Below are 16445 nucleotides of genomic sequence, written 5' to 3' on the forward strand. Positions count from 1 at the left end.
AACTCACAGGATCACGGCCAGCGTCGCCAGCCAGAGCAGGGCGACGATGGCAGCGGCCAATCCCACGCGCGTTCCCGCCGACAGGCGCAGCAGCGACCACCCCGGAGCTTCCGAGGCGGCGCGATGCGTGTGAGGTGCGTGCGCGTGAGCCATAAGAAATGATATAATGTTACGCTCGCGCCGGAGCAAGCGCGATTCCGTGCCTGTCCCCTGCGTGATGGCAGGACCTGCTCCGGCCTTTTGTCATTCCGGGGCGCGCCGCAGGCGTGAACCCGGAAACCACGACTGGGCAGAACGTCAGGTGCTCGGCTGCGAGCCGCTCGCCCGATCGTGGATTTCCGGTTCTTCGCTGCGCGAAGCCCCGGAATGACAAGGGTAGCGCCAATCAGGAATGGCCCAGCTCCTCCCGGCTCAGAACGGCAGGTACTGATAGAGCCAGGTCTCGGTCAGCACCGTATCGCCCGCCTTGAGATAGCAGCGCATCTCGACCGGCTCGCTGCCGGCGACGGTGAGGTCGAACTGGGCCCGCCAATGGCCGGTGACATCGTCCGGAACCGCTTCGGTGAAGACATAGGAGAAGCTGCCGCGCGAGGTCGAGAGCACCACCTCCGGCTTCGTGCCGAAGGGGATCGCCTCCAGCGCCGGGCCGAGGAACTCGACCATGAACTTGCGCACGCCTCGGGGCCGCGCCGTCCCCGGCTGGCCGCCATTGCCGAGCCGCATCGCGACGACCCGCCCGAGCTTCGTCGGGAAGGGCTCGTCGGAGAGCCAGTGCAGCGTGTAGCGGAAATTGTAGGCGTTTCCGGCTTTGGCTGGCGCTTCCGGCACCCACATCGCCACGATATTGTCGTGGATCTCATCGTCGGTCGGGATCTCGATGAGTTGCACCGAGCCCCTGCCCCATTGCCCGTCCGTCTCGACCCAGAGGCTCGGACGACGCTCGTAATGCACGCCGTCGAGATAATGCCCGGTCTCGCGATCGCGCTGCATCAGGCCGAAGCCGCGCGGATCGGTGTCGACGAAGGACGAGGCCACGGTGTGCGGCGGATTGTTCAGCGGGCGCCAGGCACGCTCGCCCGAGCCGGTCCAGAGCCCGAGCCCGTCGGAATCATGCACTTCCGGGCGCCAGTCGACCGCCGTCTGCTTCACCGTTTCGGAATACCAGAACATCGAGGTCAGCGGCGCGATGCCGAGCCGCGAGACGTCCTGGCGCAGATGCAGCGCGGTCTCGATCTCCATGACCACGCCCTTGCCGCGATGCATGCGGAAGCGATAGGCGCCGGCCAGGCTCGGCCCCGAAAGCAGCGCATGGACCACGACATGTTCGGCGCCGGCCTGCGGGGTTTCCAGCCAGATATGGGTGAAATCAGGGAATTCCTCGGCCTTGCCGGAGACCGCCGGATCGATCGCGACGCCGCGCGCCGACAGGCCGTACTGGTAGAGCTCGCCGATGGCCCGGAAATAGGAGGCGCCGAGAAAGGCGACCCAGTCGTTCGTCTTCCAGTCGAGCGCCTCGCCGTTGCGCCCGGGATGGCCGCTGCGGCTTTCCTGGAGGCGGAAGCCGGCAAAGCCCGCTCCGGCGGGGAGTTCGCGCGCCGGCGAGTTGACGGGCATCTCGAAATAGCTGGCGTCGTAGACGATCTCGCGCGCCTTGCCGTCATCGACGACATGCATCCTGACCGGCTTCTGGAAGAAGCGGCCGAGATGGAAGAAGGTCACCGGCCAGGGCGAGGGACCATTCGCCCAGAGCGCCGCTTCCGGCTTGAACCGGATTTGGCCATGGGCCTCGTAATCGATCCGCCGCATCACCTCGGGCCGCGGATTCGGCGGCGCCTCATAGGGCCTGGCCGCCATCTCCTTCGCCCGCGCCTTCAGGGATTCGAAGCTGAACTCCCTGGCTTCGCCGAGCTTGAGCCCCTGCTGGGCCAGGGCTTCCGGCGCAAAGCCGAGCGCGGCAAGCGTCGCTGTCGCGCCCGCGCCGGCGAGAAGAGTTCGTCGGTCGAGGCGAAGCCCCTGGCTGCTACCCTGCTCGGCGCGGTCCTGCATGTCGTTCCTGGTCACTCGTTGCTCGGAGGCGCGGCCAGCCCGCCCATGGCGAAGTGACCGTGCGAAACCGGAGATAGGCAGCCGATCATGGCGAAACCAGTCCGGCCCTTGGGCTAAAGGCGGACTGCCACCTGTTGTCGAACGCTTTCCCTTTCCGGTTCAGCATGCTCTAAAAACGCGACAACTGGCCGCATGAGCCGGAAAGACCCTCAGGGAGACATCATGAAAGCACAGTTCCGCAGCCGCCTTGCCGGCTTTGCCGCCGCCGTCGCGCTCGTCGCCGCGCCAGTCGCCGCCAGCGCCCAGGACTTCATCAACATCCTGACCGGCGGCACCTCCGGCGTTTATTACCCGATGGGCGTCGCGCTTTCGAAGATCTATGGCGAGAAGATCCAGAACGTCCGGCCGACCGTGCAGGCGACCAAGGCCTCGGTCGAGAATCTCGTGCTGCTGCAGCAGGGCCGCGGCGAGATCGCCTTCACGCTGGGCGATTCGCTCGACGCCGCCTGGAAGGGCGATGAGGAAGCCGGCTTCAAGGCGCCGCTGAAGAAGCTGCGCGGCGTCACCGCGATCTATCCGAACTACGTCCAGATCGTCGCCTCCAAGGAGAGCGGCATCAAGACGCTGGCCGATCTCAAGGGCAAGCGCCTCTCGGTCGGCGCGCCGAAATCCGGCACCGAGCTCAACGCCCGCGCGATCCTCGCCGCCGCCGGCATCACCTACAAGGATCTCGGCAAGATCGAGTACCTGCCCTTCGCCGAATCCGTGGAGCTGATGAAGAACCGCCAGCTCGACGCCACCCTGCAATCGGCCGGGCTCGGCGTCGCCTCGCTGCGCGACCTCTCGACCTCGGTCGAGATCAACGTCGTCGAGGTGCCGAAGGCCGTCATCGACAAGGCCGGCCCGCCCTTCATCAGCGCCCCGATCCCGGCCAATACCTATACCGGCCAGAGCGCGGCGGTGAACACGGCTGCCGTGGTCAACTACCTCGTCACCCATGAGGGTGTGAAGGAGGAGCTGGTCTACCAGATGACCAAGGCGATCTTCGAGAATCTCGGCGAGCTCGCCGCCTCGCATGCGGCCGGCAAGGAGATCAAGCTGGAGAAGGCGCTTGACGGCATGCCGGTCCCGCTGCATCCGGGCGCCGCGCGCTATCTCAAGGAAAAGGGCCTGAAGACCGGCTCGTAAGGCGCTTGTCATCCCGTGCGCGCTGCAGCGTGAAACGCTGCGGCGCAGACACGGGACCGCGCGACGAGAAGGCGCCCTACCTGATGACGATCCCGCATCTGCACCGCAGCACTCGCGTGCCGCGGCGCGTGCAGGATGACAAAGCTTTACCGGCAGGATCTGGACGATGACCACCACCGCCGCCGAAACCGACCAGTTGGAAGCCCTCTCCGGTGCGAAGCCGGGCGAGGTCGAGCACGCCGATCTGGACAATTTCGAGCATGGCTTCCCGCCCGGCTTCGGCCCCGGCGGCTGGGGCCTGTTCGCCTATGGGCTGGCGCTCGCCTTCGCCGCCTTCCAAATTGCGGTCTCCGCCTGGAACTTCCTGCCGAGCCAGGCGGCGCGCGGCGTCCATGTCGGTTTCCTGCTGCTGCTCTCCTTCGGCCTCATCGCCAATTTCAGGGCCAAGGACACGCCCGGCCGCCTGCTCGGCTGGGCGCTCGGCATCCTCGGCTTCGGCATCGGCCTCTATCAGTGGATCTTCTACGCAGACCTGATCCTGCGCGACGGCGATCCCTCGACGCTCGATCTCGTCGTCGGCACGCTCCTGATCGTGCTGATCTTCGAGGCGGCCCGCCGTTTGATGGGCAACGCCCTGCCGATCATGTGCGGCATCTGCCTGCTCTACTGGTTCTTCGGCCAGTATCTGCCCGCGCCCTTCAACCATCGCGGCTATGGCTTCGACCAGATCATCGGCCACCTCTCCTTCGGCACGGAAGGCTTCTACGGCACTCCGATCTACGTCTCCGCGACCTATATCTTCCTGTTCATCGTCTTCGGCTCCTTCCTCGAGAAGGCCGGGATGATCCATCTCTTCAACGACGTCTCCCTCGGCCTCTTCGGTGGCGCGCGTGGCGGCCCGGCCAAGGTCGCCGTGGTCTCGTCGGGCATGATGGGCATGATCTCCGGCTCCGGCGTCGCCAATGTCGTCACCGTCGGCCAGTTCACCATCCCGCTGATGATCAAGTTCGGCTATCGGCGCGCCTTCGCCGCCGGCGTCGAGGCCACGGCCTCGATGGGTGGCCAGATCATGCCGCCGGTGATGGGCGCCGTCGCCTTCATCATGGCCGAGACGCTGGGCGTGCCCTATGCCGAGATCGTCAAGGCGGCTGCGATCCCTGCCGTGCTCTATTTCGCCTCGGCCTTCTGGATGGTGCATCTGGAGGCCGGCAAATACGGCCTCAAGGGCATCGAGCGCTCCATGCTGCCGAGCCCGCTCAAGGCCCTGCGCGAGCGCTGGTATCTGGCGCTGCCGCTCGCCGTGCTGGTCTTCATGCTGTTCCACGGCTTCACGCCGCTCTTCGCCGGCACGATGGGCCTGGCGCTGACGGTCGGCCTGCTGCTCGGTGCCGGCATCACCGCGGGCTTCAGCACGCAGACCTTGCGCATCATCTTCTGGGTCGGGCTCGGACTGATCGCCGCCGCGCTCTTCCGCGACGGCATGGATATCCGCATCGTCGCCGGCCTGATCGCGCTGCTTGTCCTTGCCAACGCCTTCACGCTCGGCGGCCGCACGACACTGGCGATCAGCCGTGACGCGCTCGCCGACAGCGCCAAGACGGCGCTGCCCGTCGGCATCGCCTGCGCCATCGTCGGCACCATCATCGGCCTGATGACGCAGACCGGCATCGGCACCACCTTCGGCGCCTGGATCATCGGCCTCGGCCAGCACAGCCTGTTCCTGGCGCTGATCCTGACGATGATCCTGTCGATCCTGCTCGGCACCGGCATCCCGACGATCCCGACCTATATCATCGTCGCCGCACTCGCCGCCCCGGCACTGGAAAAGCTCGGCGTGCCGCTGATCGTCAGCCACATGTTCGCCTTCTACTACGGCATCATGGCCGACCTCTCGCCGCCGGTGGCGCTCGCGGCGCTCGCCGCTGCCCCCATCGCCAAGGAGAACCCCGACAAGATCGGCTGGGAGGCGATGCGCGTCGCGCTCGCCGGCTACGTCATCCCCTTTATCGCCGTCTATTCGCCAGCGCTGATGCTGCAGCCGGGAGATCCGATGGCGAACGTCATCGGCTTCTGGCCGGCGGTGGTCTACGCCACCTTCAAGGCGACGATCGCCATCGGCCTCTTCGGCATGGTCGCGATCGGCTATCTGTTCGGCCGTCTCACCGTGATCGAGCGCGTGCTCTGCTTCGGAGCCGCCGTGCTGCTCTTCGGCGAGTTCGCCTATAGCGATCCGCTCGGCTATGCGCTGGCTATCGCCATCGTCGGGAGGCACTGGCTGGCCGCGCGCAAGGCCGAGACGGCCGTCGTATGAGCCTGTGCCTCGCGGCCGGCGCGCTCGTGGTAGCGCTCGGCACGGGCGAGATCACGCTGGGCTGGCGCCATTCGGTGCAGAAGACGCTGTGGGAGGAGGTCTGGCGGGAAACGCCCGCCGGCCTGGAGATCGTCGAGGCCCGGATCGAAGGCTCCGGCGCCGGCATGGACCCGCCCGATGGCGCGAAGCTCGCGGGCGGCTTCTGGCGCTGGCATCCGGCGCTGCCGCCGCTGAAGGACGTGGTGATGCGCCGCTCGGGCGCGACCGCGGACTGGCGCGTCTGCACGGCCTCAGGCTGCCGCGCGATGGGCGACTACCTGCCGGCGGGTGCCGATCCGGTCACGCTGAAGATCTGCGATTGATAGAAAAGGCCGAAGGCCTCAATCGACCTCGGTCAGATGCTCGATCTTGAGCATGCGGCGCATCAGGTTGACGATGCCGTAGGCCGCGAAGACCGAGAAGATCGCCATCATGATGTATTCGAAGATGGTGCCGAGCTCGAACAGGCCCGCCAGCGCCCAGCCAGCCGCCAGCGCCACGCCGAGGAGCTCGACCGCGATCAGAATCCCGAACGAGGTGACCATGATCAGGTTGCGCCAGTTGGTATGCCGTCCGGCCATGCTGTCCTTCCCGAGATCATCGCGCGTCCGACCGGACGCGGACACGATGATCTATCATAGTGTCATCGCATCGGGTTGATCCGGCGCGATAGCGCGAGCACCTCAAGCGGTCATGCGCCTCACGCACCTAGCGGAGCTTGCCGCCCCATGCAACAAATTCGCGCCCCCTGCCCAGATGGGCACGATCTGCGCGCTTGAAAAGTCCTGATGCTGGATACGCCTGTCTTCGCTTCCGCCGCCGTGGCGGCCCCTCACCGCCTCGCCTCCGAAGCGGGCAGGGCTGTTCTGGCCGAAGGCGGCAACGCCATCGAGGCCATGGTCGCGATGGCCGCGACGATCGCCGTGGTCTATCCGCATATGAACGCCATCGGCGGTGACGGTTTCTGGCTGGTTCATGAGCCCGGCGGGAAGATGCACGGCATCGAGGCCTGCGGCCCGGCAGGCTCCCTCGCCACGATCGAGCGCTATCGCGGCATGGGTTACGACACCCTGCCTGCGCGCGGGCCGGAAGCCGTCCTGACGGTCGCCGGCGCCGTCGGCGGCTGGCAGCTCGCCCTCGATCTCTCGCGCTCGCTCGGCGGCCGCATGCCGCTGCGGGACTTGCTGCTCGATGCGATCACGCATTGCCGCGAGGGCTATGCCGTCTCGGATTCCGAGCTCGGCAACAAGCCGAACGAGCTGGAGGCCCTGAAGGCCGCTCCCGGCTTCCTCTCCAGCTTCTGGATCGATGGCGCCCCGCCCGGGCCCGGCGCCCGCCGCAAGCCGGAGGCGCTCGGCGCCGCCCTGCAGCAGCTCGCCGATGCCGGCCTCGACGATTTCTACCGCGGCGATGTCGGCCGCGAGATCGCCGCCGATCTGGAGCGCATCGGCACCCCGGTCACGCGGACCGACCTTGAACGCTACCACGCACGCAGCGTCGCCCCGCTGACGCTGAAGCTGCCCGGCCTGACCGTCGCCAACCTGCCGCCGCCGACGCAGGGGCTGGCTTCGCTGATCATACTCGGCATCTTCGAGCGGCTCGGCCCCTGGAAACGCGACTCGTTCGAGCACCATCACGGGCTGATCGAGGCGACGAAGCGCGCCTTCGCGATCCGTGACCGCTACGTCACCGACCCGGCCGAGCTCGACCACCCGGCAGCCGATTTCCTGAGCGAAGCCGCGCTGGCCCGCGAGGCGGCCGCAATCGACCGGAAGCGGGCGGCGACACTGCCCCTGCGCAACGGCGATGGCGACACGATCTGGATGGGCGCGATCGACGGCAAGGGCCTCGCCGTCTCCTATATCCAGTCGCTCTACTGGGAATACGGCTCGGGCTGCGTGCTGCCGGCGACCGGCATCCACTGGCAGAATCGCGGCGTCTCCTTCTCGCTCGACAGGAACGCTGCCAATCCGCTGGTTCCAGGCCGCAAACCCTTCCACACGCTGAACCCGGCCCTCGCCCGTTTCGATGACGGACGCGTCCTGCCCTATGGCGCGATGGGTGGCGACGGCCAGCCGCAGTTCCAGGCCCAGATCCTGACGCGCTACCGTGCCGGCCAGAGCCTCGCCGCGGCGGTCGATGCGCCGCGCTGGCTCTTCGGCAAGACCTGGGGAGCAGGCTCGACCAGCCTCAAGTTCGAGAGCCGCTTCGACCCGTCGCTGCTGGAGCGGCTCGATGCCGCCGGCCACCCGGTCGAGGAAAGCGGCCTCGCCTATTCCGAAGGCTTCGGCCATGCCGGCATGCTGGTGAAGCACGCGAAGGGTCAGGTCGAAGCCGTGCATGATCCGCGTTCCGATGGCGATGCGAGGGGGCTCTGACGCATGACTTTCGACGATCCGTTCCGCTGCTTCCTTCCCTATCCCGACGCGCCGGTGAAACACGCCGTCGCCGGCCCGCTCGCCGGGCTGACGCTGGCGGTGAAGGATCTCTTCGACATCAAGGGCTATCCGACCGGGGCCGGCTCGCCCTTGGTGCTGGCGCAGTCCGGCATCAAGGCCAAGACGGCGCCGATCGTGAAGGATCTGCTCAAGGCCGGCGCCCGCTTCGTCGGCAAGACCCATACCGACGAACTCGCCTTCTCGCTCAACGGCCAGAACGCGCATTTCGGCTCGCCGATCAATCCGGCGGCGCCCGAGCGCATCACCGGCGGCTCCTCCTGCGGCTCGATGGCGGCGGTTGCCGGGCGCCTCGCCGATATCGCACTGGGCTCCGACACGGGCGGCTCGGTGCGGGCACCGGCGAGCTATGGCGGCCTCTTCGGCATTCGGCCGAGCCATGGCCGGCTCTCGCTGAAGCGCACCTGGCCGCTGGCGGAAAGCCTCGACACCCCCGGCTGGTTCGCGCGCGACGGCGAGACCTTCGCCCGCGTCGCCAATGTGCTGTTCGGTCCCGATAAGACGGAACTCCCCGAGGCGCCGCGCCTCCTGATGGCTGACGACATGTTCGCCCAGGCCGTGCCCGAGGCGGAGACGATCCTGCGCAATGTCGTGCAGCGCACGGTTCCGGCGCTCGGCCAACCCGAGGGCATCAAGCTCGTCCGCGATCTTGACGCGCTCTACTGGGCCTTCCGCTGGATCCAGGGCCGCGAAGCTTGGGCTTCGGACGGCCCAATGATCGAGCGCTTCAATCCCCCGCTCGGCCCGGGCGTGAAGGAACGGTTCGCCTTCTCGAAGGCGGTGACCGACGCCGAATACGCCAAGGGCGAATCCACCCGGAAATCATTCCGCACCAAGCTTGCCCGCTTGCTCGGCCAGAATGGCGTGCTGATCCTGCCGACGATGCCGGACGTCGCCCCGCTGATCGCGGCCAGGGAACCCGAGCTGGACGATTTCCGCAACCGGGCGCTGCGCCTGCTCTGCCTCGCGGGCCTGTCCGGCTTCCCGCAGGTCACGATTCCCGTGGCGCAGCGCGAGGGCGCCCCACTCGGCCTGTCATTGATCGGGCCGAAAGGCTCCGACCGCTCGCTCGTCGCCTTCGCGGTGCGCTACGAGCGCGCCGCCCGCATCCGGATCGCCTGAGAGGAGACCGCCATGAGCGGACATCACCACCACGATCACGACCATGACAACCACTTCACCGCGATCGAGGCGCGGGTGAAGGCGCTGGAAACGCTGATGGTGCAGAAGGGCTATGTCGACCCGGCCGCGCTCGACGCGATCATCGACACCTACGAGACGAAGATCGGCCCGCGCGACGGCTCCCGCATCGTCGCCAGGGCCTGGACCGATCCGGCCTTCGCCGAGCGCCTGAAGGCGGACGGCACCGCGGCGGTCGGCGAACTCGGCTATGGCGGGCGCGGCGGCGAGCATATCGTCGCCTGCTTCAATACGCCCGAGCAGCACAACCTGATCGTCTGCACGCTCTGCTCCTGCTATCCGTGGCCAGTGCTCGGGCTGCCGCCGGTCTGGTACAAATCCCCGCCCTATCGCGCCAAGGCCGTCATCGACCCGCGCGGCACCATCTCCGATTTCGGCGTGACGCTGCCGGAAAGCCAGCGCATCCGCGTCTGGGATTCGACCGCCGAGACCCGCTTCATCGTCATCCCGATGCGCCCCGCCGGCACCGAGGGCTGGAGCGAGGAAAAGCTCGCCAGCATCGTCACGCGTGATTCGATGATCGGCACCGGCTTGCCGAAGCTGGAGGACGCGGCATGAACAGCGCCCACGATCTCGGCGGCCAGATGGGCTTCGGCCCTGTCGTGCCCGAGCCGAACGAACCGGTCTTCCATGGCGACTGGGAAAAGCGCGTGCTGGCGATCAATGTCGCGGCCGGCGCCATGGGCGCCTGGTCGATCGACGAGATCCGCCATGCCCGCGAGAGCCTGCCGCCGGCCCAGTACCTGTCCTCGACCTATTACGAGATCTGGCTGGCCGCACTCGACAAGGTGCTGGTCGAGCACGGCTTCCTGAGCACCGACGAACTCGCCAGCGGCAAGCCGGCGCCCGAGCGCCGCGAGCCGAAGCGCGTGCTCAAGGGCGACGAGGTCGCGGGCGTCCTGCGCCGCGGTTTCCCCTACGAGCGCGAGGCCAAGGCACCGGCCCGCTTCGCCATCGGCGACAAGGTCCGCACCATCGTGATGCATCCGCAGCATCACACCCGCTTGCCGCGCTATGCCCGCGGCAAGACCGGCGCGATCGAGCGCATCACCGGCTGCCACGTCTTCCCGGATACCGGCGCACAGGGCCAGCCCGAGACGGCGCAATGGCTCTACACGGTGGTCTTCGACGGCCGCGAACTCTGGGGCCGCGATGCCGACCCAACCTCCACCGTCAGCATCGAGGCCTGGGAGAGCTATCTTGAGCCGGCCTGAGACCGATCTCGCGGCGGCATTGGCCGCCGACACCCCGATCCCGCGCGATGCCGAGGGGCCGATCTTCGCCGAACCCTGGCAGGCGCAGGCCTTCGCGCTGGTCGTCGAACTCCAGAACAAGGGCGTCTTCACCGCCGATGAATGGGCGCAAGCGCTCGGCGCAGAAATCCGCGAGGCGCTGGCGGCCGGCGGCTGCAAGGACGGCTCGGATTATTACGAGCGCTGGTGCGAGGCGCTGGAGCACCTGCTGATCGCCAAGGGGCTGACCTCTCACGAGGGCGTCGACGCGCTCGCCGCCTCATGGGCTCGCGCGGCGGAAGCGACGCCGCATGGCAAGCCGATCCTCCTGGAAAATGATCCGCTGCGGGGCTGAGGCTTAGCTCCCTGCCCCGCCGATCCAGAGACCAGTGAACAGCGCCGCGCCGAGCACGGCGACGAAGGCGGCGGCCAGCAATTCGAGCCCAGCGATCAATCGCGCCGAGCGCAGACTGCCGCCGCCGGCGAATTTCAGCGCCGCGAACTTGAAGAACACCGCGAAGGCCGCCAGCGCCCCGGTCGTGATCGCCGTCCCCAGTGCCATGGCGAAGGTCGCGGCGATGCCGGCCCAGAACAGCCCCTGCGCATTCGCGAAGACGAGGATGATCAACGCGCCCGCGCAGGGCCGCGCGCCGGCCGCGACGACGACGCCGGCCATGTCGCGCCAGCCGGCGAGCCGCGAGACCTGCTCGGCATCGGGCATATGGACATGGTCGCAAGCCGCCGGATCATGCGCTCCGCCCGCTTCCAGCCGAACCAGCGCGCCCGCCTTCCGCCAGAGCATCAAGAGCCCGACCAGCGCGACCAGCAGGAAGCTGCCCTGCTCGATCACGGTCGTCGCGGCATTCATCTGCATCGCAGTGACCCGCAGCAGCAGCGTCGCCACCGTCACGATCGCGATCGCGACCAGCGCCTGCAGGAGCGCCGCGGCAAAGCTCAGGCCCAGGCCCCGCTTCAGGCTGCGATTGTCGGCGACGATATAGCCGGAGATCACCGCCTTGCCATGCCCCGGCCCGGCCGCATGGAAGACGCCATAACCGAAGGAGAGCCCAAGCAGCCCCCAGAGTGCGGCGGGGGCCGTGGCGATCGCCTTCAACGTCGCGGTCAACTCGCGATAGAAGCTCGACTGCCAGGCGATCAGCACCGCGCCGAAGCCGGTCGTGGACGGCAGCGCCTCCCGTGGCAACGCCGTGCCGAAGGGATTGCGCGGCGGAGGCGGAGGCGGCGGGCTGACGCTCGCGATCAGCAGGGCGAGCAGCGCGACCACGCCCCCGACCAGCAGCAGCGCCAGCGCGCAGGCGATCAGGCGCCGGGATAGCGTCGTGCCGGCCGGGCGCGCTGCCTCAGCCGCTGTCACGGACAGGCCACCAGCGCTCGCGTCGTCACCTCGAGCCCACTGACATCGGGCGTCGCCGTGATGTCAGCTTCGGCGAGGCGTTTCTGCGTGGCGTCGTCGAGCTTGGGCGGGCGGTTGACCCGCACCACGCAACCCTGCGGCGCACCCTTGGTCACGACCGCATCCGGCGCATCGACAATGTCGAAGGCGACGAAATAGGTGGGATCGCCGATCTCGATGCCGAAGGAGCGCGCCTTCGCCGGGGTCTTCAGCGGCAGGGTGAAGACCAGCGTCAGCACCTTGCTGTCATAGGACATCACCTGCTCGCCGGGCGTGCCGAATTCCTGCTTGCGGCCGTTGAGCTTGGCGGCGGTGAAGAACTCGACATCGGGCAGCGATTCGACATTGATCTTGGCGAGTTCGGCGAGCTCGTCCGAGGTCAGCTTGCCGTCGCCGTTCTTGTCGAGGCCTTGCGTGATATAGGCCGAATAGGCCTCATCGAAGCTCCAGTGATGCCGGATCGCCTGCACCGAACCATCGGCCGTGAAGACGATTTCTGCCTTGGCGTTGACGAAGACATGCGGATGCGCAGCCGCCGGCCCGGCCGCAAAGGCCGCCAGGAGCCCGAAAAGGGCCGTAAGATGCGCGCGTCGCGTCAAAAGCGAACCCTCCGTGATCCCCTCAAGGCTTGCGTGGATCATGGTTAAGCGATCGTCAACGGGCGCTTCGTCACGCCTGATCACGGCAACAGCCATCCCCGCCAAACAGGGCCAAATCGCGGCGCCTCCCGCGTGGCGCACACCAGCCGCTCCGCAAACCGCTGGACCGAGCTGCGAAAACTGGAATGATACCAGATCAATTGACCGCTTCCGGTCGATATGTCAGCCTTGCTGACATATTCGCCGCGAAGACGGCAAAGCATGAGGCCGGGACTACCGGCCCGTCGGCGGGAACGATCATCCGGGAGGCCGAACATGGCCGAAACACCACGGACATCCGGCACCGAGGCGGGAGCGCTGCCGAAGAACGGGCTGCGCGAGGTCGCGCTCGACGACAAATACGACCTCGACAAGCGTGAGGTCTTCCTCACCGGTACGCAGGCCGTCGCCCGCATGCTGCTGATGCAGCGCGAGCGTGACCGGCAGGCCGGGCTCGACACCGCCGGCTTCGTCTCGGGCTATCGCGGCTCCCCGCTCGGCGGGCTCGACCAGCAATTGATGCGCGCCGCGAAGCCCCTCAAGGCCGCGAACATCGTCTTCCAGCCCGGCCTCAACGAGGACCTCGCCGCGACCGCGATCTGGGGCACGCAGCAGGCGGGGCTCAGCGGCGAGGGCAAGCATGACGGCGTCTTCGCGCTCTGGTACGGCAAGGGCCCGGGCGTCGACCGCTCCGGCGACGTCTTCCGCCACGGCAACATGGCCGGCACTGATCCGAAGGGCGGCGTCATCTGCCTGATGGGCGACGACCACACGGCGGAATCCTCGACCAACGCCCATCAGACAGAATTCGTGCTGGTCGACCGGATGATGCCGATCCTCAACCCGGCCGGCGTGCAGGAGATCATCGATTACGGCCTGCACGGCATCGCGCTCTCGCGTTTCGCCTCGGTCTGGGTCGGCATCAAATGCGTCAAGGACAACATCGAATCGACGGCCTCGATCGATGGTTCGCTCGACCGCGTCACCATCACCACGCCGACCGACTACACCCCGCCGCCCGGCGGCCTTGCCATCCGCCGCGAGCTCGATTTCGTCGAGCAGGAACGTCGGATGCATCTCTACAAGCGCGATGCGATGCTGGCCTATCTGCGCGCCAACAGGCTGAACCGCATCGTCACCCATGGCGGCAAGACGCCGCGCATCGGCATCGCGACCGTCGGCAAATCCTATCTCGACGTGCAGCAGGCCCTAGTCGATCTCGGCATCGACGAGGTCCGCGCCAATGACCTCGGCATCCGCCTGTTCAAGCTCGCCTGCCCCTGGCCGATCGATCCGGCCGAGCTGAAGGCCTTCGCCAAGGGGCTCGACCTCATCATGGTGGTCGAGGAGAAGCGCTCGCTGATCGAGGTGCAGGTTCGCGAGGAGCTTTACGGCGCCGCGCACCAGCCGATGGTCATCGGCAAGAAGGACGAGACCGGCGACTGGCTCTTCCCGGTCCATGGCGCGCTCGACCCCAACGATATCGCGATCGCATTGGGCGGCCGCCTGCTGCAATACCGCGACGACCCTGCCTTGCGCGCCCGGCTGGAGGAGATCGCCGCAGCACGAGGACGGCTGGCCGAGGCACAGGAGATCGCGCGCCGTACGCCCTATTTCTGCTCGGGCTGCCCGCATAATTCCTCGACCGTGGTGCCCGAAGGCTCGCGCGCCTATGCCGGCATCGGCTGCCATTACATGGTGCAGTGGATGGACCGTGATACCGCCGGCTTCACCCAGATGGGTGGCGAGGGCGCGAACTGGGTCGGCGAAGCGCCGTTCTCCAAGCGCGGCCATGTCTTCCAAAACTTGGGCGACGGCACCTATACCCATTCCGGCTCGCTCGCGATCCGCTGGGCCGTCGCGAGCGGCGTCACCCTCACTTACAAGCTGCTCTACAACGACGCCGTCGCCATGACCGGCGGCCAGCAGGCGGAAGGCCACCTCTCGCCCGACCAGATGGCAAGACAGGTTGCGGCCGAGGGCGTGCAGCGTATCGCCGTGGTCAGCGACGACCCCGGAAAGTACCCGTCGGGAACGCAATGGCCGGCTGGCACGACGCTGCACCATCGCGACGAGCTCGACACCGTCCAGCGCGAGCTTGCCACGGTCTCCGGCGTCTCGCTCCTGCTCTACGACCAGACCTGCGCCACCGAGAAGCGCCGTCGGCGCAAGCGCGGTGCCTATCCCGACCCGGACAAGCGCGTGATCGTCAACGAGCTGGTCTGCGAGGGCTGCGGCGATTGCGGCGTGCAGTCGAACTGCGTCTCGGTCCAGCCGCTCGAGACCGAATTCGGCCGCAAGCGCCAGATCGACCAGTCGAACTGCAATAAGGACTTTTCCTGCGTGAAGGGCTTTTGCCCGTCCTTCGTCACGGTCCACGGCGCGAAGCCGAAGAAGGCCGATCCGCTCCGGCTCGATGCGTCTGCGCTCGGCGAAACCGAACTGCCCGAGCCGATCGTGCCGGCGCTCGATCGCAGCTTCGCGGTGATCGTCACTGGCGTCGGCGGCACCGGCGTCGTCACCATCGGCGCCATCCTCGGCATGGCCGCGCATCTCGAAGGCAAGGGCTGCGGCATGATCGACATGGCCGGCCTCGCCCAGAAGGGCGGCGCGGTCTTCAGTCACGTCAAGCTGGCGCCGCACCCGGACGACATCCACGCCATCCGCGTCACGGCCGGACAGGCCGATCTCGTGCTGGGCTGCGACTTGACCGTCACCGGCTCGAAGAAGGTGCTCGGCGCGATCCGGCCTGAGCGCGCCGCCGTCATCGTCAACACGGCCGAGAGCCTGCCGGGCGATTTCACCCGCAATGCCGATTTCTCACTGCCGACCGAGCGCCTGAAGCGCGCGATCCTCGCGGCCGCCGGCCGCGAGCAGACACATTTCATCGACGCGACGGCGGCCGCCGTCGCCTTCCTCGGCAATGCCATCGCCGCCAACATGTTCATGCTCGGCCATGCCTGGCAGCTCGGCGCGGTGCCGCTTTCGCGCGATGCGTTGCTGCGGGCAATCGAGCTCAACGGCGAAGCCGTCGCCATGAACAAGCAGGCCTTCGAGCTCGGCCGCCGCGCCGCGCATGATCCCGAAGCGCTGGCTGGCCTCCTGTCGCAGAGCAAGGCGGCGACGCCGGCCCGCCAGCTCTCGCAGACGCTCGAAGAAATCATCGAGCGCCGCGTCGCCTTCCTCACCGCCTATCAGAATGCAGCCTATGCGGCGCGCTATCGCCATCTCGTCGCCCGTGCGCAGACGCGGGAGGCGGCGGTGATGCCCGGCCAAACCGCCCTCAGCGAGGCCGTCGCCCGCAATCTCTTCAAGCTGATGGCCTACAAGGACGAATACGAGGTCGCCCGGCTCTACAGCGACGGCGCCTTCCGCAAGCAGGTCGCCGCGACCTTCGAAGCCGCGGATGGCGACGGCAAGCCGCTGCGCTACGAGCTCCACCTTGCCCCGCCGCTGCTGGCGCGGCGCGACCCCAATACCGGCCTGCCGCGCAAGATGAGCTTCGGTCCGTGGATGATGGGCGCCTTCTCCGTGCTCGCGAAGTTCAAGAGCCTGCGCGGCACCCCCTTCGACCTCTTCGGCTACACCGAGGAGCGCCGCATCGAGCGGCGGCTGATCGCGGATTACGAGGCGCTGCTGAACGAGCTGCTGACCAAGCTCTCGCCGAAGAACCACGCTCTCTGCGTGGCGCTGGCCGCGATGCCCGAGAAGATCCGGGGCTTCGGCCATGTCAAGGAACGGCATCTCACGGCAGCGAAGGCCGAGGAGGCGACGCTGCTTGGGCAATTGCGCGATGGATCGCCTTCAACCGCGTTGCCGCAGGCGGCAGAATAAGGTGCGGGGAACCCCTCTCGTTCACGGGCGCCTCTTTGGTTCAACTTGAGCCCAGCCCCCGTCGCAGCCCATACTGCGCGAACCGCA

Annotated in this window: 14 protein-coding genes; 9 read left to right on the forward strand and 5 right to left on the reverse strand. The window is 67.6% G+C overall.

Translation table 11 applies throughout. From position 1 onward, the window contains the following. Nucleotides 1-3 precede the first annotated feature (3 nt). Both ACWIEX_RS24235 and ACWIEX_RS24240 read right to left on the reverse strand, forming a co-directional pair. The gene (locus tag ACWIEX_RS24235; protein ID WP_377842713.1) at nt 4-153 is read right to left on the reverse strand and encodes a hypothetical protein; all 150 of its coding nucleotides are present in this window, start codon (nt 151-153) and stop codon (nt 4-6) included. Nucleotides 154-411: 258 nt separating this feature from the next. After that, nucleotides 412-2046, reverse strand: a complete 1635-nt coding sequence (locus tag ACWIEX_RS24240; protein WP_454035633.1) for an OpgD/OpgG family glucan biosynthesis protein — start codon at nt 2044-2046, stop codon at nt 412-414. A 222-nt stretch (nt 2047-2268) separates the two neighbouring features. On the opposite strand from ACWIEX_RS24240, the gene ACWIEX_RS24245 reads away from it, so the two are divergent. The 3 genes from ACWIEX_RS24245 to ACWIEX_RS24255 all read left to right on the forward strand — a co-directional run bounded on the left by ACWIEX_RS24245 (nt 2269) and on the right by ACWIEX_RS24255 (nt 5907). Continuing rightward, nucleotides 2269-3234 carry a TAXI family TRAP transporter solute-binding subunit gene (locus ACWIEX_RS24245; protein WP_454035473.1) on the forward strand — a complete coding sequence of 322 codons (966 nt, stop codon included), beginning with the start codon at nt 2269-2271 and terminating at the stop codon, nt 3232-3234. Between the two features lie 166 nt (nt 3235-3400). Further along, nucleotides 3401-5545 (forward strand): TRAP transporter permease, encoded by a 2145-nt coding sequence (locus ACWIEX_RS24250; RefSeq protein WP_454035474.1) that lies wholly within the window; start codon nt 3401-3403, stop codon nt 5543-5545. Then, on the forward strand, nt 5542-5907 hold the full coding sequence (locus tag ACWIEX_RS24255) for a DUF1850 domain-containing protein (RefSeq protein ID WP_454035475.1): 366 nt from the start codon (nt 5542-5544) through the stop codon (nt 5905-5907). Before ACWIEX_RS24250 ends, ACWIEX_RS24255 begins: the two co-directional genes overlap by 4 nt. A gap of 18 nt (nt 5908-5925) precedes the next feature. Here the strand turns inward: ACWIEX_RS24255 and ACWIEX_RS24260 are convergent, their stop codons facing one another. Next, on the reverse strand, nt 5926-6165 hold the full coding sequence (locus ACWIEX_RS24260; protein ID WP_061965956.1) for a hypothetical protein: 240 nt from the start codon (nt 6163-6165) through the stop codon (nt 5926-5928). A gap of 207 nt (nt 6166-6372) precedes the next feature. Between ACWIEX_RS24260 and ACWIEX_RS24265 the strand changes: the two genes are divergently transcribed. From ACWIEX_RS24265 to ACWIEX_RS24285, 5 genes are read left to right on the forward strand one after another with little or no spacing between them, the layout of a single operon-like run. Next, nucleotides 6373-7962, forward strand: coding sequence for a gamma-glutamyltransferase family protein (locus ACWIEX_RS24265; protein WP_454035476.1), 1590 nt, complete (start codon nt 6373-6375; stop codon nt 7960-7962). 3 nt (nt 7963-7965) lie between these two features. Then, complete coding sequence (locus tag ACWIEX_RS24270) at nt 7966-9162, forward strand: amidase (RefSeq protein WP_454035477.1); 1197 nt, start codon at nt 7966-7968, stop codon at nt 9160-9162. 12 nt (nt 9163-9174) lie between these two features. Continuing rightward, a complete protein-coding gene (gene nthA, locus ACWIEX_RS24275) occupies nt 9175-9798 on the forward strand; it encodes a nitrile hydratase subunit alpha (RefSeq protein WP_454035478.1) in 624 nt (207 codons plus the stop codon). Beyond that, nucleotides 9795-10454 (forward strand): nitrile hydratase subunit beta, encoded by a 660-nt coding sequence (gene nthB, locus ACWIEX_RS24280; RefSeq protein ID WP_454035479.1) that lies wholly within the window; start codon nt 9795-9797, stop codon nt 10452-10454. Before nthA ends, nthB begins: the two co-directional genes overlap by 4 nt. Further along, nucleotides 10441-10827, forward strand: a complete 387-nt coding sequence (locus ACWIEX_RS24285; RefSeq protein ID WP_454035480.1) for a nitrile hydratase accessory protein — start codon at nt 10441-10443, stop codon at nt 10825-10827. Before nthB ends, ACWIEX_RS24285 begins: the two co-directional genes overlap by 14 nt. A 3-nt stretch (nt 10828-10830) precedes the next feature. Here the strand turns inward: ACWIEX_RS24285 and ACWIEX_RS24290 are convergent, their stop codons facing one another. Continuing rightward, complete coding sequence (locus ACWIEX_RS24290; RefSeq protein WP_454035634.1) at nt 10831-11853, reverse strand: nickel/cobalt transporter; 1023 nt, start codon at nt 11851-11853, stop codon at nt 10831-10833. Further along, complete coding sequence (locus ACWIEX_RS24295; RefSeq protein ID WP_454035481.1) at nt 11844-12527, reverse strand: DUF1007 family protein; 684 nt, start codon at nt 12525-12527, stop codon at nt 11844-11846. The genes ACWIEX_RS24290 and ACWIEX_RS24295 overlap by 10 nt, the downstream gene beginning before the upstream one ends. A 273-nt stretch (nt 12528-12800) precedes the next feature. On the opposite strand from ACWIEX_RS24295, the gene ACWIEX_RS24300 reads away from it, so the two are divergent. Then, nucleotides 12801-16358: an indolepyruvate ferredoxin oxidoreductase family protein gene (locus ACWIEX_RS24300; RefSeq protein ID WP_454035482.1), complete on the forward strand. Its 3558-nt coding sequence runs from the start codon at nt 12801-12803 to the stop codon at nt 16356-16358. Nucleotides 16359-16445 lie beyond the last annotated feature (87 nt).

The sequence above is a fragment of the Allobosea sp. NPDC055353 genome (genome assembly GCF_053644975.1).